Raw genomic sequence first — 2426 nt, 5'->3', positions numbered from 1 at the left:
TTTGTCTAGCATCTAAAATAAAAATTGACGTTTCACGTTGTTTGTTTCGTTCAGTTTTCAAAGAACTACTTGGTCGCTCATTTGCGACTTCCTTATGTTAACATCTTCGTTAGTTAATGTCAACTAAGTTTTTTATTTCGTTTGTCGCTTGCGATGTCAATGTCATCAGCGACTTGTCTTATATTACACCTCTATATAATAATAGTCAATATTAATCTTTCATTTTAAAAAAAAAAGATAAAAAAGGCTTTCATACCTCCCTTTTGTTTCTCATAGATATCAATAAGATAACTGAAAGAAGTGTAGAACTTGTTCAATCCTTCTTTATTACACGTCATAAACTCCCATTCAAGAAGCCCACACTATCATAGGAAGTTTCCAATCATTCTATTTTGGAGTCAAAAAAGCGGCTGTACTTCTCTTGCTAAGTGGTTCTTTTACCAGATTGATTTATTACAAACAGCTCTAAGTTATAGTCCTTTCATTCATAATTATGAATATGATATATACAAAAGTACACCTGCCTATGGTGCACGACTAGGGGTAGCGTTACGAGAAAAACAAAAAGAAACTTTTAAACTTGTTCGTAACCCTTATAGAAGAGCAGTCAGTTCTTTCATATCCTTAATTGGACCTCCTTATATGGAAAATCCCGAATGGAAACCCATCCGAAAGTTTTTATATCAAGATGAAAATTCTCCCAAAGGGATCTCATTTAAATAATTTCTATACTATCTATTTATGAAAGGGGCTCACGCAAGTGATATTAACCCACATTTCACACAACAATATATAGCTGGTGAAGAAGAATATGTGACCAATTATATATACTTAGAAAACTTCGATCAGGAAATAAAAAAATTAGAAAAGCGTTTCGAATTAAAAACCGCACCAATAAATGAGTTCTCAACATCATGGCATCATCAAACTCCCCGCCATGATTTATAAAGGGAATTTTAGCGAAGGCGATATTACTAACCCTTTATTTCCCCGTCATCCAACTTTTGAAAGCTTTTATAATACTGAATGTATACAACTTGTTCAAACAATATTTCAAAATGATTTCGACACATATAAATACAGCAAAGAATATCTATACTAATTTTAGTCTATTATCTTTGCTAAATAAAAAAGATACCTCATATACAAGGTATCTTTTTAACATTTCATTTATACAAATCATACTGTTTAACAGTCTCTATTCTCCACCTTGTTACCTTTTAATAGATTACATAACTTTTGCTTATCTGCCCATCCTACTCCTATTAAGACTAAACTTGCTCCCATTATTACTCTCCAGGTCAGAAATTCATTTAATAGAATAATTGAAGTAACAATACTTATTAATGGTAATGCATTTAAATATAATCCGCTCACTGATGCTGAAACTCTCTCTAGCGCTTTATTCCAAAACCAATATGCTAAAATTGTTGCTCCAATAACAAGGTATATTACACTAAGTCCCGTTTTCCAAGTTTCAACCTTTGGGAGACCGTAATAAAAAATTTCTACCAGTGCAAACGGTAAGAGAATAACAGCTCCAATAATTAAAGTTAATGTTGTAAAAACCTCGTTTGATAAATACTGTTCTTGTTTTGGTCGTTTTAGCAAAACTGTGTAGAAAGCAAATAGAAAAGTACTTAATAATATCAGTATATCTCCTATTAAAGACACTTCTTGATTAGCACTTTTAGATGGAATCGTAATAAAGAGTACTCCTATAGCACCCAATATAATTCCTATCCAATAATTCAATCGAATTTCCTCTTTCAAAAAGAGTGCTGAAAAAAGAATTGTAACTAATGGTAATGCAGCATCTATAATACTCACATGTAATCCACTTGTTAAAGAAATGCCGTAGGATGTAAACATAAAATAACCAGCTACACCGGTAAAAGCTAACAAACTCATTCTTTTCCATGAAACTTTTTTATGTACAACTGATTTTTTTAATTGCTTAAATGAGAATATCATGCAAATTCCACCTGCAAAGAAAAGGCGAATAAATAACAAAGTAAACGGCTGAATAGATTCTAACGCCCATTTTGTTGGCGCAATGGCTGTGCCCCATAATATAACAGCCACTAATAACATGCATATTTCTTTCATAATCCCCCACACCCATCAAAAATATATGTTAACTACCTTAATTATAGAATTTTTCTTATGTAAAATCCTTTAAAAACACAAAAGGTTATGCAAAAAGAGCTATATTGCTATTTTTCACATAACCTTTTTATATAAGATTACAAACATTCTTTTTACATCTGAACTATATTCTCATAAAGGTAATTCTTACCTTTATATTTAAAATAATAAAAATAAACACAAAAAAACCTAAGTCGAAACGACTTAGGTTTTTGCTTGGCGACGTCCTACTCTCACAGGGACAAGGTCCCAACTACCATCGGCGCTAGAGAGCTTAA

At 31.9% G+C, this 2426-nt stretch carries 1 protein-coding gene and 1 pseudogene; one reads left to right on the top strand and one right to left on the bottom strand.

The window, feature by feature from the left end:
* Positions 1–309 precede the first annotated feature (309 nt).
* Positions 310–1102 (top strand): annotated as a pseudogene (locus tag MR143_RS32600) (sulfotransferase family 2 domain-containing protein).
* Positions 1103–1188: 86 nt separating this feature from the next.
* On the opposite strand, the gene MR143_RS32595 reads toward MR143_RS32600, so the two are convergent.
* Positions 1189–2109 carry a DMT family transporter gene (locus MR143_RS32595; RefSeq protein ID WP_000658273.1) on the bottom strand — a complete coding sequence of 307 codons (921 nt, stop codon included), beginning with the start codon at positions 2107–2109 and terminating at the stop codon, positions 1189–1191.
* Between the last annotated feature and the right edge of the window lie 317 nt (positions 2110–2426).

Source organism: Bacillus cereus group sp. BfR-BA-01347 (assembly GCF_022663835.1).
Lineage (GTDB): Bacteria > Bacillota > Bacilli > Bacillales > Bacillaceae_G > Bacillus_A > Bacillus_A thuringiensis_K.
Note: the sequence above shows the minus strand (reverse complement) of the source record. Positions and strands in the feature narration are given on the sequence as shown.